Origin of the sequence: Comamonas guangdongensis (genome assembly GCF_041079535.1) — a bacterium.
Taxonomy (GTDB): Bacteria; Pseudomonadota; Gammaproteobacteria; order Burkholderiales; family Burkholderiaceae_C; genus Comamonas; species Comamonas guangdongensis.
The window spans coordinates 14,716-39,390 of sequence record NZ_JBFYGN010000010.1 but is presented as its reverse complement, the minus strand read 5'-3'; the positions used below and the strand labels follow the sequence as shown (position 1 = coordinate 39,390).

General features: G+C 66.0%; 21 protein-coding genes and 2 tRNA genes. 19 read left to right on the top strand and 4 right to left on the bottom strand.

What is annotated here, in order from left to right:
- Positions 1 to 47: 47 nt before the first annotated feature.
- Positions 48 to 827 (top strand): enoyl-CoA hydratase, encoded by a 780-nt coding sequence (locus AB6724_RS10790; RefSeq protein ID WP_369338525.1) that lies wholly within the window; start codon positions 48 to 50, stop codon positions 825 to 827.
- Positions 828 to 891: 64 nt separating this feature from the next.
- On the opposite strand, the gene AB6724_RS10785 is transcribed toward AB6724_RS10790, so the two are convergent.
- Positions 892 to 2,043 (bottom strand): ABC transporter substrate-binding protein, encoded by a 1,152-nt coding sequence (locus tag AB6724_RS10785; protein WP_369338524.1) that lies wholly within the window; start codon positions 2,041 to 2,043, stop codon positions 892 to 894.
- A gap of 218 nt (positions 2,044 to 2,261) precedes the next feature.
- Between AB6724_RS10785 and AB6724_RS10780 the strand changes: the two genes are divergently transcribed.
- The 4 genes from AB6724_RS10780 to AB6724_RS10765 all read left to right on the top strand — a co-directional run bounded on the left by AB6724_RS10780 (position 2,262) and on the right by AB6724_RS10765 (position 4,821).
- Positions 2,262 to 2,338: transfer RNA gene (locus tag AB6724_RS10780), tRNA-Met, on the top strand.
- Between the two features lie 123 nt (positions 2,339 to 2,461).
- Positions 2,462 to 2,538 (top strand) — tRNA-Met (locus AB6724_RS10775).
- A gap of 388 nt (positions 2,539 to 2,926) precedes the next feature.
- Entirely contained in the window at positions 2,927 to 4,096 is a 1,170-nt protein-coding gene (locus AB6724_RS10770; protein ID WP_369338614.1) for an MFS transporter, read from the top strand.
- A 302-nt stretch (positions 4,097 to 4,398) separates the two neighbouring features.
- Complete coding sequence (locus AB6724_RS10765; protein ID WP_369338523.1) at positions 4,399 to 4,821, top strand: VOC family protein; 423 nt, start codon at positions 4,399 to 4,401, stop codon at positions 4,819 to 4,821.
- Between the two features lie 164 nt (positions 4,822 to 4,985).
- Here AB6724_RS10765 and AB6724_RS10760 read toward each other — a convergent pair whose 3' ends face one another.
- Positions 4,986 to 5,882, bottom strand: a complete 897-nt coding sequence (locus AB6724_RS10760) for a LysR family transcriptional regulator (protein ID WP_369338522.1) — start codon at positions 5,880 to 5,882, stop codon at positions 4,986 to 4,988.
- 127 nt (positions 5,883 to 6,009) lie between these two features.
- Between AB6724_RS10760 and AB6724_RS10755 the strand changes: the two genes are divergently transcribed.
- Positions 6,010 to 7,206 carry an MFS transporter gene (locus AB6724_RS10755; RefSeq protein WP_369338521.1) on the top strand — a complete coding sequence of 399 codons (1,197 nt, stop codon included), beginning with the start codon at positions 6,010 to 6,012 and terminating at the stop codon, positions 7,204 to 7,206.
- 41 nt (positions 7,207 to 7,247) lie between these two features.
- A complete protein-coding gene (locus AB6724_RS10750; protein WP_369338520.1) occupies positions 7,248 to 8,372 on the top strand; it encodes an FAD binding domain-containing protein in 1,125 nt (374 codons plus the stop codon).
- A 123-nt stretch (positions 8,373 to 8,495) separates the two neighbouring features.
- Here AB6724_RS10750 and AB6724_RS10745 read toward each other — a convergent pair whose 3' ends face one another.
- Entirely contained in the window at positions 8,496 to 9,398 is a 903-nt protein-coding gene (locus tag AB6724_RS10745) for a LysR family transcriptional regulator (RefSeq protein ID WP_369338519.1), read from the bottom strand.
- 179 nt (positions 9,399 to 9,577) lie between these two features.
- Between AB6724_RS10745 and mdlC the strand changes: the two genes are divergently transcribed.
- Both mdlC and AB6724_RS10735 read left to right on the top strand, forming a co-directional pair.
- Positions 9,578 to 11,125, top strand: coding sequence for a benzoylformate decarboxylase (mdlC, locus tag AB6724_RS10740; RefSeq protein ID WP_439329859.1), 1,548 nt, complete (start codon positions 9,578 to 9,580; stop codon positions 11,123 to 11,125).
- A 129-nt stretch (positions 11,126 to 11,254) separates the two neighbouring features.
- Positions 11,255 to 12,247 (top strand): Bug family tripartite tricarboxylate transporter substrate binding protein, encoded by a 993-nt coding sequence (locus AB6724_RS10735; RefSeq protein WP_369338517.1) that lies wholly within the window; start codon positions 11,255 to 11,257, stop codon positions 12,245 to 12,247.
- A gap of 87 nt (positions 12,248 to 12,334) precedes the next feature.
- On the opposite strand, the gene AB6724_RS10730 is transcribed toward AB6724_RS10735, so the two are convergent.
- Positions 12,335 to 13,213, bottom strand: a complete 879-nt coding sequence (locus AB6724_RS10730; protein WP_439329855.1) for a TOBE domain-containing protein — start codon at positions 13,211 to 13,213, stop codon at positions 12,335 to 12,337.
- Between the two features lie 96 nt (positions 13,214 to 13,309).
- On the opposite strand from AB6724_RS10730, the gene modA reads away from it, so the two are divergent.
- From modA to AB6724_RS10680, 10 genes are all read left to right on the top strand, one after another.
- Positions 13,310 to 14,104: a molybdate ABC transporter substrate-binding protein gene (gene modA / locus AB6724_RS10725; RefSeq protein ID WP_369338515.1), complete on the top strand. Its 795-nt coding sequence runs from the start codon at positions 13,310 to 13,312 to the stop codon at positions 14,102 to 14,104.
- Between the two features lie 116 nt (positions 14,105 to 14,220).
- Positions 14,221 to 14,901 (top strand): molybdate ABC transporter permease subunit, encoded by a 681-nt coding sequence (gene modB, locus AB6724_RS10720; protein ID WP_369338514.1) that lies wholly within the window; start codon positions 14,221 to 14,223, stop codon positions 14,899 to 14,901.
- Positions 14,898 to 15,989 carry a molybdenum ABC transporter ATP-binding protein gene (gene modC, locus AB6724_RS10715; RefSeq protein ID WP_369338513.1) on the top strand — a complete coding sequence of 364 codons (1,092 nt, stop codon included), beginning with the start codon at positions 14,898 to 14,900 and terminating at the stop codon, positions 15,987 to 15,989. Before modB ends, modC begins: the two co-directional genes overlap by 4 nt.
- Positions 15,990 to 16,161: 172 nt before the next feature.
- Positions 16,162 to 17,025 (top strand): formate dehydrogenase accessory sulfurtransferase FdhD, encoded by an 864-nt coding sequence (gene fdhD, locus AB6724_RS10710; RefSeq protein ID WP_369338512.1) that lies wholly within the window; start codon positions 16,162 to 16,164, stop codon positions 17,023 to 17,025.
- A 200-nt stretch (positions 17,026 to 17,225) separates the two neighbouring features.
- Positions 17,226 to 18,221 (top strand): ion transporter, encoded by a 996-nt coding sequence (locus AB6724_RS10705; RefSeq protein WP_369338511.1) that lies wholly within the window; start codon positions 17,226 to 17,228, stop codon positions 18,219 to 18,221.
- A gap of 112 nt (positions 18,222 to 18,333) precedes the next feature.
- Complete coding sequence (locus AB6724_RS10700; protein ID WP_369338510.1) at positions 18,334 to 18,738, top strand: hypothetical protein; 405 nt, start codon at positions 18,334 to 18,336, stop codon at positions 18,736 to 18,738.
- 160 nt (positions 18,739 to 18,898) lie between these two features.
- Positions 18,899 to 20,227 carry a tRNA (N6-isopentenyl adenosine(37)-C2)-methylthiotransferase MiaB gene (miaB, locus tag AB6724_RS10695; protein ID WP_369338509.1) on the top strand — a complete coding sequence of 443 codons (1,329 nt, stop codon included), beginning with the start codon at positions 18,899 to 18,901 and terminating at the stop codon, positions 20,225 to 20,227.
- Positions 20,228 to 20,423: 196 nt separating this feature from the next.
- Complete coding sequence (locus tag AB6724_RS10690; protein ID WP_369338508.1) at positions 20,424 to 22,727, top strand: hypothetical protein; 2,304 nt, start codon at positions 20,424 to 20,426, stop codon at positions 22,725 to 22,727.
- Entirely contained in the window at positions 22,709 to 23,905 is a 1,197-nt protein-coding gene (locus tag AB6724_RS10685) for a hypothetical protein (RefSeq protein WP_369338613.1), read from the top strand. The genes AB6724_RS10690 and AB6724_RS10685 overlap by 19 nt, the downstream gene beginning before the upstream one ends.
- Positions 23,902 to 24,654 (top strand): DUF1266 domain-containing protein, encoded by a 753-nt coding sequence (locus AB6724_RS10680; RefSeq protein WP_369338507.1) that lies wholly within the window; start codon positions 23,902 to 23,904, stop codon positions 24,652 to 24,654. The genes AB6724_RS10685 and AB6724_RS10680 overlap by 4 nt, the downstream gene beginning before the upstream one ends.
- The last annotated feature ends 21 nt before the right edge of the window (positions 24,655 to 24,675 follow it).

The window sequence follows — 24,675 nt, the reverse complement described above, 5'->3', positions numbered from 1 at the left end:
CCTCAGCGGTTATTCTTGCAGCATTTCATCAGCAGCAGGAGACACACTTGGCTTACGAAACCATTGAAGTCCGCGTGGAAGCGGACAAGGTCGGCGTCATCACCTTGAATCGCCCCAAGCAGCTCAACGCCCTGAACGACCAGCTCATGAACGAGCTCGGCGATGCGCTCAGGAAGTTCGATGCCGACAAAAGCATCGGCTGCATGATCATCACCGGCAGCGAACGTGCGTTTGCCGCCGGTGCCGATATCGGTGCCATGGCCAAGTACAGCTTTGCCGACGCCTATGGCGGCGACTACATCACGCGCAACTGGGAAACCGTACGCAGCATCCGCAAGCCCGTGATCGCGGCCGTCAGCGGCTTTGCGCTGGGCGGCGGCTGCGAGCTGGCCATGATGTGCGACTTCATCATCGCGGCCGACAATGCCAAGTTCGGCCAGCCCGAAATCAAGCTGGGCGTGATCCCCGGCGCCGGCGGCACCCAGCGTCTGCCGCGCGCCGTGGGCAAGGCCAAGGCCATGGACATGGCGCTGACCGCCCGCATGATGGATGCCCAGGAGGCCGAGCGCGCGGGCCTGGTCAGCCGCATCGTGCCCTACGACAAGCTGATGGACGAGTCCCTGGGCGCGGCCATCATCATCAGCGGCTTCTCGCAGCTGGCCGTGATGGCGGCCAAGGAATCGGTCAACCGCGCGTTTGAAAGCGGCCTGTCCGACGGCGTGATGTTCGAGCGCCGCCTGTTCCATGCGCTGTTCGCCACGCAGGACCAGAAGGAAGGCATGGATGCGTTTGTGAACAAGCGCCCTGCCAACTTCACGCACCAGTAAGAACTTCGCCCTCCATGAAAAAGCGCCACTTCGAGTGGCGCTTTTTTGTTCCAGCCCCGAAGGCCTAGCTGATCAAGCGCCCGCTGGCGTCTATCGTCACCGTATCGGTATAGCTGTTGCCTTCGCGCACATGTTTGTCGAAGTTCAGGCGCACGCCGCCGATGTCGAAATTGGACAGGCTCTCCAGCCCTGCCAGCAGGCTGTCGCGATCCACCCTGGGGCCGGCGCGGCGCAGGCCTTCTGCCAGCACATAGGCGTCCACATAGCCTTCCAGGCTCACCAGGGACTCGCTCTCGAAGCCCGCGGCCTTCATGTCGCGCCGATACTGGCGCACGATCTCGAACTTCTGCGCATTGGGCGAGGGCACGATCACCGAGAAGAAGGGCCGGTCATTGCCCTTGGCCAGTTGCGCCAGATTGGCGGCCGTGCCGCTGACCGAGAGGCCATAGCACATGGAGACGCCGCCCGCGGCGCGGTAGGCCTGGTAGAAGGCCGGCGTCGTGCCCGCCAGGCTCATGATCAGCACCTGCACGGGCAGCTTGGCCAATTGCCTGGCCGCGGCATCGACTTCCAGGCTGGCCGTACCCGGCGTGCTGGCGATGCCCACGGCCTCGATCTTGCGCCGCGCCAGCGCGGCCTGGAAGGACTCCAGCACCGACTGGCCGAAGGGATCGTTGGGATAGACCAGGCCAAAGCGCTTGAGGCCCAGGTTGTCGGCCAGCTTGACCAGGCGCTCCACCTCCTGGTCATAGTTGGTGCGCACCCAGAACACGTTCTTCGCGCCGCTCTTGTGCAGCGCCGTGGCGCCGGTATTGGGGCCGACGATGGGCAGGTCCCGCACCGCCTTCATGATCTCCGCGGTCTGGCGCGTGCCCTGCGGGTGGATCAGCGCCAGCACGCTGGCGTCCGCCGCGAACTTCAGCGCATTGTCCTTGGCCTTGCCGGCGTTGAACTCGTCATCGGCCTTGAGCAGCTCGATCTGGCGGCCATGGATGCCGCCCGCGCGATTGAGCGCATCGAAATAGGCCTTGGCGCCATACAGCAGGCCCTGGCCGTTGAAGCGCTCCACGCCCGTGTCCGCAATCGTGGCGCCGATGCGCAGGGTGGAAGACTGGGAACGCGCCACCCAGGGCGCGCCCAGCATGGACAGGCCGGCCGCGGCCAGCAGGCTGCGGCGTTGCGGGGACGAGGGAAGAACAGACCGACTCTCTGACACGCTCACGACTCGCTTCATTGGATTCAGGCTCATAAGCAACTCAACAGAAAGCGTGAACTATTGGGAAAATTACTTAGCATGTCAACGGAACTAGTCCTAGGGCGGCGCGGGAACACTGCCGATCTTTGACATGCACCAAGGAATGCACGCCGGCCGCGGCGCGGGAAATTGCCGGCATTTGCCACGCCTCCGGTTTTTTGCTTATAATAGCTCTCTTCGGTCGTATAGCTCAGTTGGTTAGAGCGCAGCATTCATAATGCTGATGTCGAAGGTTCAAGTCCCTCTACGACCACCAAACAGAAAACCGCAGTGTTCACCAGAGCACTGCGGTTTTTTCTTGCCCGTCCGCCGGGGTCGGCAAAAAAATTCCCTACTTGGCCGCCGGACCACTTTTTTGCCTCTAGAATTGCGGACTGTCGGTCGTATAGCTCAGTTGGTTAGAGCGCAGCATTCATAATGCTGATGTCGCAGGTTCGAGTCCCGCTACGACCACCAAATACAAGCCCCAAGCGCTCACGCACTTGGGGCTTTTCGCTTTTTACAGAGGCGACATTGCGCCGCACTGCCCTTTCTGCACTGCCCTTTCTGCACTGCAGAAATCAGCGCAGACCGCGCCGCCATGCTCCAGCCGCTCAAACCTCCCCTTCAAGGACTTTTTCGTGCCCGTTGCACCTCAAGGATGCTGCACGCACGCTGCGTGCCCGCGCGCTGGTCTTGCGCCCAGCGAGGGTCTGCTTTTTTCTGCAAAAGCAAACCCGCAGGCACTAAAAGTTCGTCTTCGCTCAAGGACTCTCCCGTGACCACCCAAACCACCAGCGCCGTGGCTGGCTCAGCCGCGCCCCGCGCCCCCACCGAAGTCAACGGCTACAGCTGGAAAGCCCTGATGGGCTCGGCCGTCGGCTATGCCATGGACGGCTTCGACCTGCTGATCCTGGGATTCATGCTCTCGGCCATCTCCAAGGACCTGGGCCTCACGCCGGGCCAGGCGGGCTCGCTCGTGACCTGGACGCTGATCGGCGCCGTCTTCGGCGGCATCGTCTTCGGCATGCTCAGCGACAAGTATGGCCGCATCCGCGTGCTGACCTGGACCATTGTGCTGTTCGCGGTATTCACGGGCCTCTGCGCTTTTGCCCAGGGCTACTGGGACCTGCTGATCTACCGCACGATTGCCGGCATAGGCCTGGGCGGTGAATTCGGCATCGGCATGGCGCTGGCGGCCGAAGCCTGGCCCGCGCGCCACCGCGCGCGAGTCTCCTCCTATGTGGCGCTGGGCTGGCAGCTGGGCGTGCTGGGCGCGGCGCTGCTGACGCCGTTGCTGCTGCCCCTGATAGGCTGGCGCGGCATGTTCCTGGTCGGCGTGATCCCCGCCATCGTGGCCTGGGTGATCCGCCACCAGCTGCACGAGCCCGAGGTGTTTGTGGCCAAGAGCAAGACCCAGCGCCCCTCGGCGCTGCACTGCCTGAAGCTGCTGATGAAGGACAAGGCCACGACCAAGGTCAGCCTCGGCGTGATCGTGCTGACCTCGGTGCAGAACTTCGGCTATTACGGCATCATGATCTGGATGCCCAGCTTTCTGTCCAAGCAACTGGGCTTCAGCCTCACCAAGTCTTCGATGTGGACGGCCGCGACCATCATCGGCATGTCCATAGGCATCTGGGTGTTCGGCCAACTGGCCGACCGCATGGGCCGCAAGCCCACCTTCCTGCTCTTCCAGGCCGGTTCGGTGATTTCGGTGCTGGCCTATTCGCAGCTCAGCGACGCCACGGCCATGCTCTGGGTCGGCGCGCTCATGGGCTTGTTCGTCAACGGCATGATGGGCGGCTATGGCGCCGTGATGAGCGAGGCCTATCCCACGGAAGCCCGCGCCACCGCGCAGAACGTGCTGTTCAACATCGGCCGCGCCGTCGGCGGCTTCGGCCCCGTGGTGGTCGGCGCGCTGGCCATGAACTACTCCTTCCAGGTCGCCATCGCGCTGCTGGCCGCCATCTATGTGCTGGACATGCTGGCCACGGCTTTCCTGATCCCCGAGCTCAAGGGCAAGGAACTGCAGTAAGAGCCCGGGAAGCGGCACCGCTTGCGCTCCGGATTTCTCCAACGCCCGCGCCATCCGGCCCGGGCGTTTTTTCATTCCACCATGACTCCAGCACCGAACTGTTCGCCGCGCGGCTGGCAGCGGAGCAAGGTGAGTGGACCAAGCTGCGGACCCGCATCGCTTTCAGGCAGTCCTACCGATGAACTGCACCACAATCCTCCGTGCAGGGCTGCGATCCATGCCACCCGGTATTGCTGATATTGTTCATCGTGATGTCCAACGTTTCGCGCGCCACCACCGCACACGAACTTTAGGAGCGATCGATGCAGCCACGTATCAGCGTACTGACCTTGGGAGTGGACGACCTGAATCGCGCGCTGGTGTTCTATCGCGACGGTTTGGGTTGGGTGACGGAGGGTGTTGTCGGCACCGAATTTGAGCACGGCAAAGTTGTCTTCTTCCATCTCCAGCCGGGCCTCATCCTGGCCTTGTACGCGCGCTCGGATCTTGCGTGGGACGCGGGTGTGCAACAGTCCGCTCCTAGCCCTACCGAACTCTCGATCGGACACGCCGTGGGGTCGGAGGCCGAAGTCGACAAAGTCATGGCGGCAGCAGTCCAGGCTGGAGCAAAGCTGATCAAGCCCTCACAGCCAACGTTCTGGGGTGGCTACGCCGGCTATTTTGCAGACCCCGACGGCCACCTTTGGGAGGTGGTGTTCAATCCGGTACTGCGACTGCCAGACTGACCCGCTCTTTCGAGCCAGCCTGCGGTCCGGCGGCACATGCGCCGAAGCTGCTGCCGCCTCGCCTCCGCGCCGGTGGCGCATTGTCACACTCAAGAACCGCACCCTGACCCCGCTGGCGGAGCGCTTTGTGGAATACACCCGCGAAGTTGCGCCCACGGCCGAGCTCAGCCCACTCCCGTAGACGCATCCGGTGCCAGCCGCTCGGCCAGCGCATCGATGAAGAAGCGGACCTTCGCCGGCACCATGTGACGGCTGGCATAGACGGCCCAGATGGCGAGCGGTTCGGGCGCGGCATCGTCCAGCACGATCTCGCGCAGCGCACCGTTCGCGAGATCGGCCGCCACATCCCAGCGGGACAGACAAGCGATCCCGAGGCCGCCGCAGCAGGCCTCGTGGATCGCATCGATCGAATTGGCCGTGAAGCGCCCTCCCACCTTCATCGCGCGGCTTCCCTGCGCCGTGCTGAAGGACCAGTTCGCCATGGCGCTGCTGGCCAGACATTCGTGGCGCTCGAGATCCGGCAGCGACACCGGCGCTCCGCGCTGTTCGACATAGGCGGGGGATGCCACCAGAAGGCGCGGGTTGTCGGCGATGCGCCGTGCGATCAGGTCGCTGTCACGCAGCTCGGCGATGCGGATGGCGAGGTCGATGCCCTCGGCCACGATGTCGATCACCGTATCGCTCAGCTTCAGGTCGACCTGCACGGCCGGCCAGGTCCGCATGAAGTCGACGATCAGCGGCGCGACCACCTGCCGGCCGAACGCCAGCGAGGCGCTGACCCGCAGCAGACCCGCAGGCTGCGCCCCGCCGCCTTGCACGCTCGCCAATGCCGCAGCCCGCTCTTCGAGCAAGTTCTTGGCGTGGGGCAGAAAGGCCAGACCATCCTCCGTCAGCGAAAGCGCCCGGGTCGTGCGGTGCAGCAGGCGCACGCCCAGTTCGCCCTCCAGCGCGGAGATCAGCCGCGTCGCCTTCATCGGCGATACCCTCAGCCGGCGCGCCGCCTCCGCCAGGCTCCCAGCAGCCGTCGTCTCGATCAGCAGAGTCAGGGCGTCAAAATCCATAATAACCAATATCGATATAGTCACATATCATTTTTCACGACTATATCTTTTTCCGTGCAAACCGTATCTTCTGGCCATCGCAAACATTTGGCCTCCCACTCCAACGCGGAGGCCCAGGAGATGGCTCATGTCGGCACAGCACGCGGTCGTTAGCAACACACATTCCAAGACCGGCCTCGGCCTTGGCTCGACCTTCGCGATGGCGGGGGCGGCCGGGATAGCGGTCGCGAACATCTACTACAGCCAGCCCATGTTGGCGGTCATCCAACAGGACCTGCCGGGCAGCCTGTCCGGCGCTATCCCGACCGCGACCCAGCTCGGCTATGCGCTGGGCCTGTTCCTGCTGGTCCCGCTCGGCGATCTCGTCGAACGCCGCCGGCTGATCGTGGCGCAATTCCTTCTGCTGGCGGTGGCGCTCGGCGTTGCGGCCGTGGCGCCCAGTTCTGCGTCCCTGCTGCTGGCCTCGCTGGTCATCGGCCTGCTGGCTACCGTCGCGCAGCAGATCGTGCCCTTCGCCGCGCATCTGGCCGCTGCTGAGCGGCGCGGGGCGACTGTCGGCACGGTCATGGCGGGCCTGCTCACGGGCATCCTGCTGAGCCGCACGCTCGCCGGCTTTGTCGCCGCTCATGCCGGATGGCGGGAGATGTTCTGGCTTGCCGTTCCGATCGCACTGGCTGCCGCGGGGCTGATGGCGGCGCTGCTGCCGCGCAGCGCGGCGGACGAGAAGATGAGCTATCGCCACCTGCTGCGCTCCATCGGCCAGCTCTGGCTCGAGTTTCCGGCGCTGCGCCTTGCCGCACTGACGCAGGCGGCTTTGTTCGCGGCCTTCTCGGTCTTCTGGACCGTGCTCGCGTTCCGCCTGCAACAACCGGCCTTCGGCATGGGAGCGGACATTGCGGGTCTCTTCGGCCTGCTCGGCACGGTCGGCATCCTCGCGGCCCCGCTCGCCGGGCGCTTCGCCGACAAGCGCGGAGCGGCGGGCGCCGTAGTGCTCGGCGCGGTCGTGACCCTCGCCTCGTGGATCGTGCTGGGCCTGTGGGGCTCGCTGATCGGCCTGATCGTCGGCGTCGTCCTGCTGGACCTCGGCATGCAGGGTGCGCTGGTCTCGAACCAGCACATCGTCTTCGCGCTGCGTCCCGCTGCCCGCGCCCGTCTCAACACGGTGCTGATGGGAGCCATGTTCCTCGGCGGCGCGCTGGGCTCGGCCACCTCCATGCTGGCCTGGAGCGGCGGCGGATGGCTGGCCGTCAGCGCACTGGGCATCGGCTTCTCCGTCATCGCCACCGCCCTTCAGCTCCGGGCCACGCGCCGGCGCGCAAGTTGAGCGCGGCCCACGCTCTCGTCAAATCTTTTCAGGGAATCGCCATGACACGCTCGCGCATCCTCATCGTCGGCGGCTCGCTCGGCGGATTGTTCGCCGCTACGCTGCTCCACCGCGCCGGTTTCGACGTCACCGTTTACGAGCGCTCGACCCACGGCCTCGAAGGGCGCGGTGCCGGTCTGGTCGCACAACACGAGGTCTTCGCGATGCTGCGCGAGGCCGGCTTCGATCATCTCGCCCGCATCGGCGTCACCGCGGATGAGCGCGTCTTCCTCGATCACGAGGGCCGGATCATCCAGCGCCAGCAGACGCCGCAGATGCAACTGTCCTGGGACATGCTGTTTCGCAGCTTCCGCAAGCTCCTGCCGCATGAGCGCTACGTCGGCGGACGCAGGATCACCGCGGTCACGCAGGACGCGGCCGGCGCCACCGTGCATTTCGTGGATGGCGGCGCGGAGCGTGCCGATCTCGTCATCGGTGCCGACGGTATCGGCTCCATGGTGCGCGGCGCCGTCGCCGGGCCGGAATCCCATCCGGCCTACGTCGGCTATGCGACCTGGCGCGGCCTGGTGCCCGAGATGCAGGTGCCGAAGAAGGCTGCGGAGACGCTTTTTGGGCGCTTTGCCTTCTACGATACCCAGGGCTCGCACATGCTGGGCTATCTCGTCGCCGGGCCTGACGGTGCGACGACCGAGGGTAAGCGCCGCTACAACTGGGTCTGGTATCGCCGTTATGACGCGCAAGCCCTGGGCGACCTGCTCACCGACATCGACGGTCGGCGCCAGGAGCATTCCCTCGCACCGGGCCGCGTGCGGCCGGAGGTCGTGGCGGACTTGCGCGCCAATGCGCAAACGCTGCTGCCGCCCGCCTTCGCACAGGCACTGCTGGCCGAGCCCCGGCCTTTTCTTCACGCCATCTTCGACTATGCCGCACCGCGCATGGTCAATGGCCGGATCGCGCTCATGGGCGACGCGGCTTTCGTGGCGCGTCCGCATACGGCCATGGGCGTCGCCAAGGCCGCCGCAGATGCATTCGCGCTGCGTGACGCGCTCACCCGGCATGGCGACATGAACTCGGCGCTCGCCGCCTATGAGGTGGTGCGCGCGCCTGCCGGCAAGGCGGTCGTCGCTTACGGACAAAGGCTGGGGCAGTCGCTCAACCTCGATTAGCCCTCACCTCTGTGGCGCGGACTGCGAGGATCGCGAGGTCTGCGTCGGCCAGCCGTTCCAGATGCAAGGCGCAACGACCGGTCTGGACTCTTTTGAGGGCAGCGGGGAGCATGGGGGCATGTCTCACTGCTGCTGGAACACCTCCTGCACCAGCTGCCGCATCCATTGATTGGCCGGCTCGCGCGCAAAACGCCAGCTCCAGTGCAGCGACACATCGAAATGGCTCTCGGGCAGGGCCGCATCGACCACCACATAGTCGCCCTCGCTCTGGAACCTGGCCGCGATCTCCGCAGGCATGACGACGGCCAGATCGGTCTGCCGCACGATGGAGGGCACGGCCATGAAATGCGCGGCCGACAGGCGCACGCGCGACTCCAGGTCCAGGGTCTGAAGAATCCTCAGTGTTTCCGAATGCGAACGCACGGCCACGTATTCCAGCGACTTGAGGCTCTTGAGATTCATGCGCGGAGCATGGCTGCCCCGCAGCAGAGGATGGCCTTTGCGCAGCAGCAGCGCATAGTGGTCCGACAGCAGCACCTGCTGCTGCGTGCCGGTCACGCCCGGCAGAAAGCCTATGGCCATGTCCAGCGAGCCGCGGTCCAGCGCGTCGGCGATCTCCGCCATGGGCATGGGCAGAGTCTCGAGCAGCACATGCGGAGCGCGCTGGCGCAGCGCCTGCATCAGCGGTGGCAGAAAGCGGGCCTCGCCGATATCGCTGAGGTGCAGCCGGAAGCGCTTGCGTGCCTCCAGTGGCTCGAACGCATGCGCTTCGGCCAGCGCCACTTCCAGCGTCGCCATGGCCGTGCGCACGGCCTGGGCCAGGCGCTCGGCGCGCGGCGTGGGTCGCACACCGCCATGCATGCGCTCGAACAGCGGATCGCCCAACAGCTGGCGCAGCCGCGTCAGCGCCTGGCTGGCCGCGGGCTGGGACAGGCTCAGCTCCTGCGCCGCGCGGCTGACGCTGCCGTGGCGGAACACGGCGTCGAAGACGCGCAAAAGATTGAGATCCAGGCCAGATATATCCATAAAACGAATATCTCTTAGATGATTTATTCAATTGCTGGAAATTATGCGGCCATGCAAGATAGCCCTCGAATCGCTCGGACCTGTGACGAGCCGCATCTCCAAGGAATATCGCCGTGCCAGTCACACCCCAAACCGCCACCCCCCAACACATCTATACCGTGCGCCATGCCGTGATCGACATGCTGCGCGCACTGGGCATGACCCGCATCTTCGGCAACCCCGGCTCGACCGAGCTGCCGCTGTTTCGCGACTACCCCGAAGACTTCTCGTACGAGCTGGGCCTGCAGGAAGCCGTGGTCGTGGGCATGGCCGACGGTTATGCCCAGGCCACGCGCAATGCGAGCTTTGTGAACCTGCACTCGGCGGCCGGCGTCGGCCATGCCATGGCCAATATCTTCACGGCCTTCAAGAACCGCACGCCCATGGTCATCACGGCGGGCCAGCAGGCGCGCTCGCTGCTGCAGTTCGACCCGTTCCTGCACTCCAACCAGGCCGCCGAGCTGCCCAAGCCCTATGTGAAGTGGAGCTGCGAGCCCGCGCGCGCCGAGGACGTGCCCCAGGCCCTGGCCCGCGCCTACTACATCGCCATGCAGGAGCCGCGCGGCCCGGTGTTTGTCTCCGTGCCCGCCGACGACTGGGACCAGCCCTGCGAGCCCCTCACGCTGCGCCACATCGGCTTTGAAACCCGCGCCAACCCGCAGATACTGGCCACCCTGGGCGATGCACTGGATGCGGCCAAGTCCCCGGCCTTTGTCGTGGGCGCTGCCGTGGACCGAGGCCAGGCCTGGGATGCCGTCGTGGCCCTGGCCGAGCGCCACCAGGCCCGTGTCTATGTCGCCCCCATGAGCGGACGCTGCAGCTTCCCCGAGGACCACCCGCTGTTCGCCGGCTTCCTGCCCGCCATGCGCGAGCGCATCGTGGAGCTGCTGGGCGGCCACGACAAGATCTTTGCGCTGGGCGCCGCGGCCTTCACCTACCACGTGGAAGGTGCGGGGCCATTCATTCCCGCGGGCTCCGAGCTGTTCCAGCTGATCGAGGACCCGGCAATCGCGGCCTGGGCCCCCGTGGGCACGGCGGCCGTGGGCAATATCCGCCTGGGCCTGGAGGAGCTGCTGGCCCGACCGCAGCTCGCGCAGCGCGCGGCCCCGGCACGCAAGCCCGCGCCACCGGTTCCCGCCGGCCCCGCGGCCGGCGAGCGCATGTCGGTGGCGTTTGCCATGCATACGCTGGCCGGCCTGCGCGACCCGCACAGCATCATCGTGGAGGAAGCGCCAAGCTCGCGCCCCACGATCCAGACCTATCTGCCCATCCTGCACAGCGAGACCTTCTTCACCATGTGCAGCGGCGGCCTGGGCCACAGCATGCCGGCCGCCGTGGGCGTGGCCCTGGCCAAGCCCGAGAAGAAAGTGATCGCCGTGATCGGCGACGGTTCGGCTATGTATGCGATCCAGGCGCTGTGGAGTGCCGCCAATCTGCGCCTGCCCATCACCTTCGTGATTCTCAAGAACCGCCGCTATGCAGCCTTGCAGGATTTCTCCAAGGTCTTCGGCTACCGCGAGGGTGAGAAGGTGGAAGGCACGGAGCTGCCCGATATCGACTTTGTGGCGCTGGCCAAGGGCCATGGCTGCGACGGCCGACATGTGGCAGACGCGGCGCAGCTGGAGCAGGTGCTCAGGGACGCCATAGCCCACCCCCGCCCCATCGTGGTGGAAGTGGAGGTGGAGTAACCCCCTGAGGCGCTGCGCGCCTTCCCCCGGAGGGGCACGACATCATCGCTGCGGGGCGGCCCTTGCTCGATGTCCCGCTGACGGGACATGCCATTCTCAAAACTCATTACCAAACAAGGAGACAAATTCATGGCAACCATCAATGCCGTCAACCGCTGGCACCGCCTGGGCCTGGTGGCGCTGCTGGGCAGCACGCTGGCCGCGCCGGCCTTGGCCAGCGACAAATGGCCGGACCGCCCCATCCGCCTGATCGTCAACTTCGCGCCAGGCGGCGCGGCCGACGTCATGGGCCGGGCGATTTCGCCCGCCATGAGCCAGGCCCTGGGCCAGTCCGTGGTGGTGGACAACAAGCCCGGCGCCAACGGCAATATCGGCATCGGTGAAACCGTGCGTGCGCCCAAGGACGGCTATACGCTGCTGCTGAGCTCGGGCGGCGGCATCAGCATCAATCCGCTGATCTACAGCAAGCTGCCGTTCAACCCCGAAAAGGACTTGATCCCCGTGGCCGCCGTGGCGCGCGTGCATGTGTTCCTGGAAACCTCGCCCGGCCTGCCCGTCGCCAATGTGCAGGACTTCGTGAAGTATCTGCAGGCCAACCCGGGCAAGCTGTCCTATGGCTCGCCCGGCCCCGGCAGCTCACCCCATCTGGCCGGCGAGATGTTCAAGCGCGCGGCCAAGGTCGATGCGATTCACGTGCCCTACAAGGGAGCCGGCCCGGCGCTGACCGATGTGCTCAGCGGCCAGCTGCAGTACTGGTTCGATCCGGGTCCGGGCCTCAAGCAGGTCGAAGCCGGCAAGCTCAAGCTGCTGGCCATCGGCAGCCCGCAGCGCTCGCCGCTCTACCCCAAGGTGCCGACGCTGGCCGAAAGCGGCCTGCCCGGCTTCGATGCCGACACGCTGTTCGGCGTCTACGCCCCGGCGGGCACGCCGGCCCCCGTGGTGGAAGCCGTGCGCGCCAGCGTGCTCAAGGCGCTGGAGCAGAAAAACGTGGTCGAGGTGATACAGGGCCTGGGCGCCACGCCCGAGCCGCGCATGAGCCGCCAGGAGTTCGTGGAGCACCACGCCAAGGAGCGCTCGCGCTTTGCGCCGCTGATCAAGGAGATAGGCCTCAAGGTCGACTGAGACCGCCGGATTCGATTCAACTTGGGAGCCCGGTATACCGACAACTCCCTTTGGACCGCCAAGTCTGCAAAGACCGGCGGTCTTTTTTTAATGCGAGGCGACGGCCACCACCACGGCGGACTCGGCCACTTCCAGCCAGACCCGATCCTCGGCCGCCAGGCCGCTCATAGCCGGCGCAAAGCCCACCATCTGCGCTCCCCAGTTCAGGCGGCAGACGACCTCATCGGAGGCCGTGCTGTCCTCGGAGACCGTGGCTGCCCCATAGGTGGCGCGCTGCACCGCGGCAGGCCAGAGATTGATGGCTTGGGCGCCGCCCTCGGGCCTCTCCTGGCCGGGCCGCTCCTGCCCCAGCCAGACCTTGACGGCCGTGGCCTTGCACAGCGCCAGCACCTGCGCCCCCGGGGCCAGGCCCAGCAGCTCGTAGCTCTCGGGCGTGATGCGCGCAGCAATCGTCCAGTCGGCCCCGGCCTCTGCGGCGGCGCGCAGCCAGACGCGAATTTGCGCGCCCATGGATTCGACCTTGAGCACCGTGCAGGGCCACTGGTTGCGCATGCTGGTCAGCAGGCCCAGATTGGGCCGGGCCGCGCCGGACTGCAGGCGCTCCAGCAGCTCGGAGCGCAGGCGCGCCATGGCCTCGGCCGCCAGCAGCAGCTCCCGACCGGCCGCAGTGATCTGGGCGCCGCCGCCGCCGGCGCCGCCCACGCTGCGTTCGACCAGCGGCTGGCCGGCCAGATTGGTCAGGGTATCGACGGCCTGCCAGGCCGCCTTGTAGCTCACGCCCACATCGCGTGCGGCCTGGGAAATGGAGCCGCTTTGGGCGATGCCGCGCAGAATGGCGATGCGGCGGTCGGCCATGTCATAGCCCAGAGCCTGGGACATGGAGTCGGACGAAAGAGCCGTGCCCGCCGCGGCCTCCGGCGCGGGCATCTCAAATTGTTCTTGTTCGAAATTATCTGTGTCTGGCATAGGCCGCCATCATGCCCTGCCTTGGATTTTCCTGGCTCCCCCGGTTCTTTCAAACCAGTTACACTCGTTATTCCACATATGAATAGCGAAACCGCAATGAATCAGATGGCAGCCCGTTCCCCGCGTTTTTCCTTTCAGCTGGCGCGCTCCGCAGCCGTGATCGGCACGGCCGTGCTGGGCCTGTGGTCTGCCCAGGCGCAGGCTGCCGAGGTCTCGGTCGCCGTGGCCGCCAATTTCACGGCCCCGATGAAGAAGATCGCCGCCGAGTTCGAAAAGGACACGGGCCACAAGGCCGAGCTGTCCTTCGGCGCCACGGGCAAGTTCTACGCCCAGATCGCCAACGGCGCGCCGTTCGGCATTCTGCTGGCCGCCGACGACACCACGCCCGAGAAGATCGCCAAGGAGGGCAAGGGAGTCGCCGATTCGCGCTTCACCTATGCGATAGGCACGCTGGTGCTGTGGAGCCCCAAGCCCGGCTATGTGGACGACAAGGGCGAGGTGCTCAAGAGCGGCGACTACAAGCACATCGCCATCGCCAACCCCAAGCTCGCCCCCTATGGCACGGCGGCCATGGAAGTGCTGGGCAAGCTGGGGCTGACGGCCCAGGTCCAGCCCAAGGCCGTGTGGGGCGAGAACATTGCCCAAACCTATCAGTTTGCGGCCACGGGCAATGCCCAGCTGGGCTTTGTGGCACTGTCCCAGGTGATGGAGAACGGCAAGATCCGCGAGGGCTCGGCCTGGCAGGTGCCCGGCAATATGCACGAGCCCATCCGCCAGGATGCCATCGTGCTCAACAGCGCCAAGGACAATGAGGCCGCCATCGCCCTCATGAAATACCTGCGCGGCGCCAAGGCCCACGAGATCATCCGCTCCTACGGCTATAGCTTCTGACGCTTGCACGCTCTGGGTTTGAGCCACTCCGGCTCTAAACCCAGCAGATCACCAATCCGCTCTGCCCTTGGTGCCTCTCGGCTAAGCTGAGGCCTCCAAGGGCTTTTTTTGACTCCATGCCTCTGACCGCCGAAGACTACGCCGCCATCTGGCTCACGCTCAAGCTCGCGAGCGTGACGACCGTGCTGCTCATGCTGCTGTGTACGCCGCTGGCCTGGTGGCTGGCCCACACGCGCTCGCGCTGGGCCGTGCCGATAGGCGCCGTGGTCGCGCTGCCGCTGGTGCTGCCGCCCACGGTGATCGGCTTCTATCTGCTGGTCACCATGGGCCCCAACGGCCCCATAGGCCAGCTGACCCAGTCGCTGGGCCTGGGCAATCTGCCTTTCACCTTTGCGGGCCTGGTCATAGGCTCGCTGATCTACTCCACGCCATTTACCGTGCAGCCGCTGCAGCGCGCCTTCGAGGCTCTGGGCCCGCGCCCCATGGAGGTCGCGGCCAGCCTGGGCGCGAGGCCGCTGGACCGCTTTCTGACCGTGGCCGTGCCCCTGGCCCGGCCCGGCTTCATCACCGCCGCCGTGCTGACCTTCGCGCACACCGTGGGCGAGTTCGGCGTGGTGCTGATGCTGGGCGGCAACATTCCCGGCGTCACCCGCGTGGTCTCGGTGCAGATCTACGACCATGTGGAAGCCATGGAATACGGCCACGCCCATCTGCTGGCCGCGGGCATGGTGGCGTTTTCCTTCCTCGTGCTGCTGACGCTCAACTGGCTGCAACCCAAGGGAGATCGCCGCCCATGAACACCGGCATCCCTTCCTTTATCGAGGCCCGCCTCAAGCTGGTCCGCGCCGACTTTGCGCTGGACGTGGACCTGCAACTGCCGGGCCAGGGCGTCACCGCGCTGTTCGGCCCCTCGGGCTGCGGCAAGACCAGCTGTCTGCGCAGCCTGGCGGGCCTGGAGCGCGCCCAGGGCCGCGTCACGGTCAACCAGACGGTATGGCAGGATGACGCCCGCAAACAATGGCTGCCCACGCATCGGCGCGCACTCGGCTATGTGTTTCAGGAAGCCAGCCTGTTCCCCCATCTGTCGGTGCAGCGCAATATCGATTACGGCCTCAGGCGCACGCCCGTGGAGCGCCGCAAGGTCTCGCAGCAGCGCGCCGTGGATCTGCTGGGCATAGGCCATCTGCTGGACCGCATGCCGGCCACGCTCTCGGGCGGCGAGCGCCAGCGCGTGGCCATGGCGCGCGCACTGGCCACCAGCCCCGAGGTGCTGCTGATGGACGAGCCCCTGGCCGCGCTCGATGCCCAGCGCAAGGCCGAGGTCCTGCCCTATCTCGAGCAGCTGCAGCGCCAGCTGCAGATTCCGGTCATCTACGTCAGCCACTCCATGGACGAGGTGGCGCGCCTGGCACAGCACATGGTGCTGCTGCGCGCGGGCCAGGTCGTGGCCCAGGGACCGGTGACCGAGCTGCTGTCCAGCCTCGATCTGCCACTGGCCCAGGGCGATCTGGCCTCCAGCATGGTCCAGGCGAGTGTGCAGTCCCACGATGCGGCCGACCATTTGAGCACCCTGGTCTTCGACGGCGGCCGGCTGCAGCTGGTCATGGCCCATGCGCGCGCTGCGGGCAGCCCGGTGCAGCTGCGCGTGCAGGCGCGCGACGTCAGCCTGAGCCTGACCAGGCCCGAAGGCAGCAGCATTCTCAACATACTGCCCGTGCAGGTGCTGGACCTGCGCGAGGACGGACCGGGCCAGGCCATGGTCTCGCTGCAGACCGGCAGCACCCGGCTGCTGGCGCGCATCACACAGCATTCGGCGCGGGTCCTGCAGCTGCGTCCCGGCATGCAGGTGTTTGCGCAGATCAAGGGCATGGCGCTGCTGGATTGACCCCCTGAGCGGCTGCGCCGCTTCCCCCTGGAGGGGCGACGTGCAACGGGACGACGGCCTCGCTGCGGGGCGGCGCGGCCGGCATAGGCCCTTGCTCGCTGCCCCTCGCTTGGCGCGCGCCAGTTTTGACCGGGCTTGATCTTTGGAACCACCAGATCACTATCATCAGCCCATGACCGAATCCGCCTGTTCCCTGCCCACACCCGTACCCCTGGCAGCCCTGCAAAGCCATGCCGTGGAATTCCACAACGCCGGGCCGGTTCAAGCGCAGCAGCGCGTGCTGGCGGCCGAAGTGCCGATCGCACTGGTCTTCAACGGCATCTCGCATGCGGTGATGATGGGCTCGCCCGGCGATGCGCAGGACTTTGCCCTGGGCTTTGCGCTGACCGAGGGCATCATCGACAGCGCCGCCGACTGCTACGGCATCGAAGTCCGCCCCGTGGCCGCTGCGGCTGCGGGCCTGCCCGAGGGCATGGACGGCCTGGAGGTGCAGCTGGAGATCGCCTCGCGCTGCTTTGCGCGGCTCAAGGACCGGCGCCGCAGCATGACGGGGCGCACGGGCTGCGGGGTCTGCGGCGTGGAAAGCTTTGCGGCTCTCGATCTGTCGTTCGAGGCCCTGCCCGCGCACGACTGGCTGGAGCGCATCGATGCGGCCACCGTGCTCAAGGCCATAGGCGCGCTGCCGCAGCACCAGGTTCTGAACGCCGAGGCGGGCGCGATCCATGCCGCGGCCTGGGCCAATCTGCAGGGCGAGATCACCGAGGTGCTCGAAGACGTGGGCCGCCACAATGCTCTGGACAAGCTGGTCGGACGCCTGGCACGCACCGGGCGCCTGGCCGAACCGGGCTTTGTGCTGCTGTCCAGCCGCGGCAGCCACGAGCTGGTGCGCAAATGCGCCAAGGTCGGCATTGCGGCGCTGGCCACCATCTCGGCCCCCACCTCCATGGGCGTGCGCATGGCCGAACTCACGGGTCTGCGCTTCTGGGGCCTGTGCCGCCCACCCAGGGCGGTGCTGTATGCGCCCGGGCGCATGTGATGGACTTCGGGCGGCCCGGAAAAATCGCGGCCATGGCTTGCCGCGGCGCAAGCCATTGATGGCCTGAAAATACGGCCATTCCGGCCAAGGCCGGTCATGGGACATATCCGCAGCATCCGTTATTCACGCCATGGCGCCCACAACCCAGGCCAGCCGGAATCGCTGCGCTTGATTTTCATCAATCTTTAGATAATCCAACTATGCTGATGAAGACATGGTTTTCGGCAAGAAAATTTCTCTACGATTATCTGCATGACGAGAAGAACGAAACGCGGCTGAGCAAGTTCATCAACTATCTGTTGATCGCCTTGATCATCGGCAATGTGCTGGCGGTGCTACTGGAGTCGGTCAACGAGATCTATAAATCGCAGCAATTGCTTTTCGATATTTTCGAAAACATCTCCATCGTGATTTTCACGGCCGAGTATGTGCTGCGCCTGTGGTGCGTGGCCGAGGCCAGTCCCGGGCAGAACGTGTGGAAGACGCGCTGGCAATGGATTACCAGCGGCGGCGCCATCATCGATTTATTGGCGATACTGCCCGCCTATCTCAATTTCTGGGTGCATATCGATCTCCGCTTCCTGAGAATCCTGCGCCTGCTGCGGCTGCTCAAGCTGACCCGTTATTTCACCTCGCTGCAGATGCTGCTGCGCGTGATAGAGCGGGAAAAAGGCTCTTTCCAGGCCGTTCTGTTCATTCTGAGCATCCTGATCGTGATGGCCGCGGCCGGGGTGTATATCGTCGAGAACCAGGCCCAGCCCGAAGTCTATAGCTCGATTCCCGCATCGATGTGGTGGGCCGTGGTGACGCTGACCACCGTAGGCTATGGCGATGTGACGCCGATCACGCCCTTGGGGCGCGCGCTGGGAGCCATCATCACCATACTCGGCCTGGGCCTGGCGGCCCTGCCCGCAGGTATTTTGGCCACGGGTATTGCCAATGAGCTCGCGGTGCGAAAGCAGGAAATCGAGCTCAAGTTCCAGGAGCTTTTGCACAGCCATGAGATCGATCTTCTCAGCGACCGCGCGCAGATCGAGGAGATTCGCCTGCAGGTGGGCCTGACCTCGGAGCAGACCCAGGACATCGTGCTCAAGCTCCTCCGCGAGCAGCAGGAAAAAGCCTTGGCGGAGAAACGCCAGCGGTTCTGCTATTGCCCGCATTGCGGCAATCGCCTGCCCGAAGATCCGGGGCATTGAAAGCCGCCGGCCCGCCCGGGCCCGGGCCCGGGCCTTGAGACGCAATGCCCCGGCGCCTTGGTCGCCCTGGTGGAAGTTCGTAGAATCCGGGTCCAGCCCCTGGATATACACCATGAACCGCTGCACCACCTCCCCCCTCAGCCGCCGCCTGTTCGCCACGACCCTGCTGGTCGCGGCCGCCGGCGCCAGCTTGCCGGCCTCGTCCCAGGGTCTGCCCTCGGACGAGCCGCGCAATTTTCCGCCAACGGCCCAGTTCGGCGAGCTGACCGTCACCAACTTCCCCGAGGTTGCCATCAACGGCAGCCCCGTGCGCACCACGCCGGGCTTTCGTTTGTTCAGCCAGGAGCGCAGCCTGGTCTTCGCCAGCAATTACGCGGGCCAGAAGCTGCTGGTCGGCTATGTGATCGAGCCGCAGACCCAGGGCCTGCACACGGCCTGGATTCTGACCCCCGCCGAGATCGAGAAGTACAAGCCCATCCAGCCGCGCACCTTGCTGCAGCGCGTCTTGGGCAGCTGAGTTCGGCCAGCACCGGCCGCTATCGATTTCCAAGCTGCTTGCGCTTGATGTGCAAGCACTTCAATGCTTTTTCCTATTCAAACCAAAGTCTGACCAGCGCCAGCGGCTATGACTTTGCGCTTGCAGCCGCTGCAAGCCCCACAACTTACAAGAGCGCCCCATGAGCAAGAAAGTCTTTATCAAAACCTTTGGCTGCCAGATGAACGAGTACGACTCGGACAAGATGGCCGACGTGCTGGGCGCGGCCCAAGGTTACGAGCCCACGCAGGACGTGGAAGAAGCCGACCTGATCCTGTTCAACACCTGCTCGGTGCGCGAGAAGGCGCAGGAGAAGGTGTTCAGCGACCTGGGCCGCATCAAGCACCTCAAGGACAAGGGCGTGCTCATCGGCGTGGGCGGCTGCGTGGCCAGCCAGGAAGGCGCCGAGATCATCAAGCGCGCGCCGTTTGTGGACGTGGTGTTCGGCCCCCAGACCCTGCACCGCCTGCCCGAGCTGCTGAACCAGCGCGCGGCCAAGGCCAAGCCCCAGGTGGACATCTCGTTTCCCGAGATCGAGAAATTCGACCACCTGCCGCCGGCGCGCGTCGAGGGTGCCTCGGCCTTTGTCTCCATCATGGAAGGCTGCTCCAAGTACTGCAGCTACTGCGTCGTGCCCTATACGCGCGGCGAGGAAATCAGCCGCCCGTTCGAGGACGTGCTGGTGGAAGTCGCGGGCCTGGCCGAACAGGGCGTGAAGGAAATCACACTGCTGGGCCAGAACGTGAATGCCTATCTGGGCAAGATGGGCGACACGGCCGAGATCGCCGACTTTGCGCTGCTGCTCGAATATGTAGCCGAGATTCCCGGCATAGAGCGCATACGCTACACCACCAGCCACCCCAACGAGTTCACGCCGCGCCTGATCGAGGCCTACGCCAAGATCCCCAAGCTGGTCAGCCACCTGCACCTGCCCGTGCAGCACGGCAGCGACAAGATCCTCATGGCCATGAAGCGCGGCTACACGGCCATGGAATACAAGAGCACCATCCGCAAGCTGCGCGCCATCCGCCCCGATCTGGCCATGAGCAGCGACTTCATCGTGGGCTTCCCCGGCGAGACCGAGGAAGACTTCCAGAAGATGATGAAGCTCATCCACGACGTGCGCTTCGACAACAGCTTCAGCTTCATCTTCAGCCCCCGTCCCGGCACGCCAGCCGCCAATCTGCCCGACGACACGCCGCACGAGGTCAAGCTGCGCCGCCTGCAGGAGCTGCAGGCCGTGATCAACCACAACATCAAGGAAATCAGCGAGGAGCGCATGGGCACGGTGCAGCGCCTGCTGGTCGAAGGCGTCTCCAAGCGCGACGGCAGCGAACTCATGGGCCGCACCGAGTGCAACCGCGTGGTCAACTTCCCGGGCAACGAGCGCCTGATCGGCCAGATGGTGGACGTGAAGATCACCGAGGCCAAGGCCTATACGCTGCGCGGCGAAGTGCTGCTCAAGGACTGAACCCGCTCTGCCGAGCACCGCTGTGCAAGCCCGCCGGAATGCAGATTCCGGCGGGCTTTTTTCTATTACTAGAGGTTGGCGATCACTTCAAGGTAACAGTATGTGAAAGCATCGACAGATTGATATCGACATCAACCCAGCGGCTAGGATGGCGAGCTGTTGGGGCCAAGCGGCCTCGGATGGATATCTGGACACCATGAACCAAACCGCTGCACTGCAGGGCGATGCCCTGTACGCTTTTCTCGACCAGACCCATGAGCTGCTGCACGACGACGACGATGAGCAGCCCAGCGCCATCAGCCGCGAAGACCGGGTCGCCGCGGCCGTGGAGCTGATGGAGCAGCAGAGCTTTGCCCCCGCCACCGCCTATGAGCTCGAGCGCCTGCACGACTTCTGGCTGCTGCTGGAAAACCCCGGCACGGCCAATGCGCTGCTGCAGCAGCATCGCGCCCGCGTGCTGCGGCCCGAGGCCAATCCGCCCGCGGATGCGGCGCTGCGCCTGGCGCTCAGCGACATCCAGAGCCGCACCGGCCTCGACCGCGCGGCGGCGACCGAGCTGCTGCTGCCGGCCGCGCAAGCCATCTCCCGCCTGCCCCAGGACATAGATCCCGACGGCTACTGGAATAGCTGGCAATGGATGGCCCGCGAGCTGCAGGCCTGGGACCTGGCCGCCAGAGGCCTGGACATGCACCGCGCGCAGCAGCGCAGCAACCCCGATCTGGCCGAGGACGACGCCTATCTGGATGCCATGGTCTGCCTGAAAAAGGCCGAGCTCGCGCAGAACGGCGACGACACGGCCCATGTCTCGGCCATGGTGCAGGCGGCCGTCAACACCTTGCGCGATGCCGCGCCCGACCAGGACGTGGACTTTGAGCGCTGGATGGCCCTGGCCGCGCGCGCCCTGCCCCTGGCACCGCAAAGTCTGCCGTCGCTGCTCATGGCCTGCGAACAGCGGCTGACGCGCACCGAAGTCCCGGCGCCATCCCAGGCCGTGAAGATGCACCGCAAGGTCAGGATAGCGCGCCTGCAGGCCCAGGCCTGTGCGCAGGCCGGCCAGCTGGAGGCCGCGCTGCAGCTCGGCAACCAGGGGCGCTTCGGCCTGACGCATGACCAAGGCGACCCCTTCAGCGCGGTTCAGCTGGACTGGCTGGTTCAGGCCGGCCGTTTCGATGAGGCCGCCGCGCTGGCGCTGGAAAGCGTACTGCATGCCCGCCCCGTGTCCAGCGCCTGCGCCTGCAAGCTGGCCCGGCAACGTTTTGAGAGCGACCCCGAGCGCGCTGTGACCTGGGCGCTGGTCCTGGCCTGCGCGCATCTGGATGAGGACATGCGCTATCTGCTGACCGAAGAGGAAATGCCGCCGCAGCCTGCCGACCACTATCTGGACCTGGTCCGCGCGGTGCGCCCCGATCATCCGGTGCTGGCGCTGCTCGAGGGCATGCGTCTGGCGCACAGGCACCAGATGGACAAGGCCTTGCCGCTGCTGGAGCAGTCCGTGGGCCGGCACCCCGAGTTCGCCGACAGCGCCAAGCTGCCCGCACTCTGGGCCGCACGCTTTGCGGCCCTGCCGCTGGAGGAAGCGCTGGCCCGCCCCATCCCCGGCGCCCACGGCGGCCACTGGTGCTATGGAGCCGGCGTGGTGCTGGACGACGCCGACGATCTGGCGATACTCATGGGCAACAAGAAGAAAGTGCCTGCCGACGCAGCGCGCGAGCCGCTGGTGCTGCGCTACTACGAGGAAGGCCTGCGCCGCTTCGAGCATTTCTGGGCCACGGGCCAGGGTACTTTCAAGGATGCCGACCTGCATGTGTACTCCATGCTCTGCAACAACCTAGCCATCAAGTACCGGTTCATGGAGCGTTACGACGAGGCCGCGAAACTGCACCACAAGGGCCTGGCCAGCAGCCCGTTCGCCGAGCACCAGGACGGCCTGCTGTGGTGCGCCATAGGCAAGGACGACGACACCCAGATCGTGGCCGAGGCCGAGCGCCTGTGGCATTTCGCGCTGAACCACGGCTACGGCCGCCATGACCCGACGAGCTATTTCTCCACCGTCGCCATGTCGCTGTACAAGCTCAATCGCGACACCGAGATCAGCATCTGGCTGGAGCGCCTGGACCAGTGGTTTGGCGAGCTCAACAAAGACGAGCAGCGCGACAACCGCCGCGACTATCTCGCGGCCCTGATGTCCATGCTGGACTTTTTCTCGGCCACCCAGCCCGAGCTGGTGCTGCCGCGCCTGCGCGCCCACCAGCAGGAGGTGCGCGAGCTCAAGGAATGCTATGCGCTGCGCCGCCTGGGCTGCGCGCTGGAAGCCTATCCCGAGCTGCTCGAGGAATCGGTCGCCATGCACAAGGAGGCCGCGAGCCACCTGTGCAAGCACGACAACGAGGACGAGCGCCGCATGTCGCGCGAGGGCCTGGACCGTGCCCAGAGCAAGCTGGCCGAACGCGATGCTGGCGCGGCAACTCCGGGCCGCAAGCCCTGGTGGAAATTCTGGTGAGCCAGGCCGCAGTCCAACACCCGGCCGCGGCCAGCGCCTACAAGGCCCGCGATGTCGTCAACGCCCCTGCCGTCAAGGCCAGCATCCTGGCCCGCAGCGCGGAGCGCGGCGATGCGGCCGATGTGGCCGCCTGGCTGGGCAATCACTTCTACCGCCATGTGGTGGGCAATCTGCAGGCCGAAGCGCCCCAGGTGCAGCGCATCGCCGACGAAGCCCAGCTGCGGCAGCTGCTGGGCCGCGCCGAGCCTCCGGCCTGGGCGCTGGAGCGGCTGGCGCGCCGGAAAGCGGGCTTGAACCTGCCCGACCTGTGGTGGGTGCAGCCCGAGTCGGCGGCCGTGCTGGCGCTGGAGGCCCGGCTGGTGGAGTTTCTGTCCACGCGCAAGGGCACCTCGCTGGAAGGCAAGCTCCAGCGCGTGAACTGCCCGCAGGCGCTGGCGCGCTGGACGCTGGAGCATCTGGCTTTCGAGAAAAAGCAGAGCAGCGGCTGGGTGGAGCACTGCAAAAATGCGGTGCACGGCATGCTGCGCGGCCAGCTCGGCACTTTTGTCGAGTTCGATGGCAAGAGCCCCGAGCTACGCCAGGAAATGGCCTACGAGAGCCAGATGATGGGCCACTGCGTGGGCCAGTTCGCGGACCGCAAAAGCCTTGCCGGCGGCTATGGCGAGCATTACGCCGAGGGCCTGGAAAGCGGCAGGATGCGGCTGTTCAGCTACCGCACGGGCACGGCCCAGCCGCGCATCACCGTCAATGCCCTGGTGCAGCAGGACGGCTCGCTGCAGGTCGAGCAAATCAAGGGCAAGCAGAACCGCCCGCCGATCGCGCGCTATGTGCCCGATGTCGTGGCCCTGCTCAACCACCTGCCCCTCAACGGCGCAGTGCCCGAGGATGCGCTGGCCATGGGCATTGTGCGCCGACCGGCCGCCATGCTGCAAGCCAATCCGGAGCTTGCGCCCTGGTGCGCGGTGCAGGAGATGCGGACCGATGCCGAGCAGCTGTGGCTGATGCAGCAGCACCCGCGCCTGCTGCCGCAGCTCGATCTGCAGTCCGCGCTGATGCAGTGGATGGTGGTCGCGCGCAAGGACTCGCTGGACCCCGAGGTGCTGGAGCGCATGCCCAAGACGGCCGCGCTGCAGCAGACCCTGGAGCTGGCCAGAAAGCGCGGAAAGGCTGCCGCATGATCAAGTCCATCATCATCGTGCTGCTGCCCTTCGGGCTGATCTACGGGCTGATGCGCATCCACTGGCTGCTGGGCAGCCTGGCCCTGCTGGGCATGTTCTGGGTGATCCGCAAGAACTGGCGCGAGGTCAAGGAAGCCCGGCGCCGCGGCGATGTCTCCAGCTACAGCACGGGCAGCGAGGCCCTGAACTGGGCCCTGGCCCTGGCCCACCCCATGGCCTTCCACAGCATCCAGGGCGGCTTTGCCGACAGCCAGCTCTCGGGCGCCGACGAGGCGCTGACGGCCCAGCTGCGGCCCATGGTGCTGCACCATCTGGGCATGCGCACCGACCTGGACGATGCCAGCATCGCCAGGCAGCTGCCCGATCTGCTGCGCCAGCGCTGGTTCATGCAGGACCTGCAAAAGCCCCAGCCCGGCGACGAGCCGCGCGCGGCCATGGCTTTTGCCTGCGCGCGCACGGCCTTCTATGTGCGCTGCGCGTTCATGCTGGGCTGGCTGCAGGAGGAGCTGCAGCAGCAGGTGCTGCTGCTCAACGCCAGCCGCGCCCAGCAATGCTTTGGCAGCTGGCTGGAGTTCGGTACGGCCTATGCCCAGGGCCGCCTGCAGTGGCTGGCCCAGGGCCGCGCCGATATGCTGGGCAAGGCCGTCAGCGCCGAGGAGGTCGCGCAGTGGGTAAGCCAGCCGGAGCACCCCTGGCAGGCGCTGGCCTGGGAGCAGCCGCTGCTGCCCGCGCCGGACGCAGCGCGCTGAGGACGCCGGCCGCCGCGCTAC

Coding starts and splice junctions, on each gene's coding strand:
- AB6724_RS10770 (WP_369338614.1), top strand. CDS start 2,927: ATGGGCTCGGCCGTCGGCTATGCCATGGACGGCTTCGACCTGCTGATC.
- AB6724_RS10765 (WP_369338523.1), top strand. CDS start 4,399: ATGCAGCCACGTATCAGCGTACTGACCTTGGGAGTGGACGACCTGAAT.
- AB6724_RS10760 (WP_369338522.1), bottom strand. CDS start 5,882: ATGGATTTTGACGCCCTGACTCTGCTGATCGAGACGACGGCTGCTGGG.
- AB6724_RS10755 (WP_369338521.1), top strand. CDS start 6,010: ATGTCGGCACAGCACGCGGTCGTTAGCAACACACATTCCAAGACCGGC.
- AB6724_RS10750 (WP_369338520.1), top strand. CDS start 7,248: ATGACACGCTCGCGCATCCTCATCGTCGGCGGCTCGCTCGGCGGATTG.
- AB6724_RS10745 (WP_369338519.1), bottom strand. CDS start 9,398: ATGGATATATCTGGCCTGGATCTCAATCTTTTGCGCGTCTTCGACGCC.
- mdlC (WP_439329859.1), top strand. CDS start 9,578: ATGCTGCGCGCACTGGGCATGACCCGCATCTTCGGCAACCCCGGCTCG.
- AB6724_RS10735 (WP_369338517.1), top strand. CDS start 11,255: ATGGCAACCATCAATGCCGTCAACCGCTGGCACCGCCTGGGCCTGGTG.
- AB6724_RS10730 (WP_439329855.1), bottom strand. CDS start 13,213: ATGCCAGACACAGATAATTTCGAACAAGAACAATTTGAGATGCCCGCG.
- modA (WP_369338515.1), top strand. CDS start 13,310: ATGAATCAGATGGCAGCCCGTTCCCCGCGTTTTTCCTTTCAGCTGGCG.
- modB (WP_369338514.1), top strand. CDS start 14,221: ATGCCTCTGACCGCCGAAGACTACGCCGCCATCTGGCTCACGCTCAAG.
- modC (WP_369338513.1), top strand. CDS start 14,898: ATGAACACCGGCATCCCTTCCTTTATCGAGGCCCGCCTCAAGCTGGTC.
- fdhD (WP_369338512.1), top strand. CDS start 16,162: ATGACCGAATCCGCCTGTTCCCTGCCCACACCCGTACCCCTGGCAGCC.
- AB6724_RS10705 (WP_369338511.1), top strand. CDS start 17,226: ATGCTGATGAAGACATGGTTTTCGGCAAGAAAATTTCTCTACGATTAT.
- AB6724_RS10700 (WP_369338510.1), top strand. CDS start 18,334: ATGAACCGCTGCACCACCTCCCCCCTCAGCCGCCGCCTGTTCGCCACG.
- miaB (WP_369338509.1), top strand. CDS start 18,899: ATGAGCAAGAAAGTCTTTATCAAAACCTTTGGCTGCCAGATGAACGAG.
- AB6724_RS10690 (WP_369338508.1), top strand. CDS start 20,424: ATGAACCAAACCGCTGCACTGCAGGGCGATGCCCTGTACGCTTTTCTC.
- AB6724_RS10680 (WP_369338507.1), top strand. CDS start 23,902: ATGATCAAGTCCATCATCATCGTGCTGCTGCCCTTCGGGCTGATCTAC.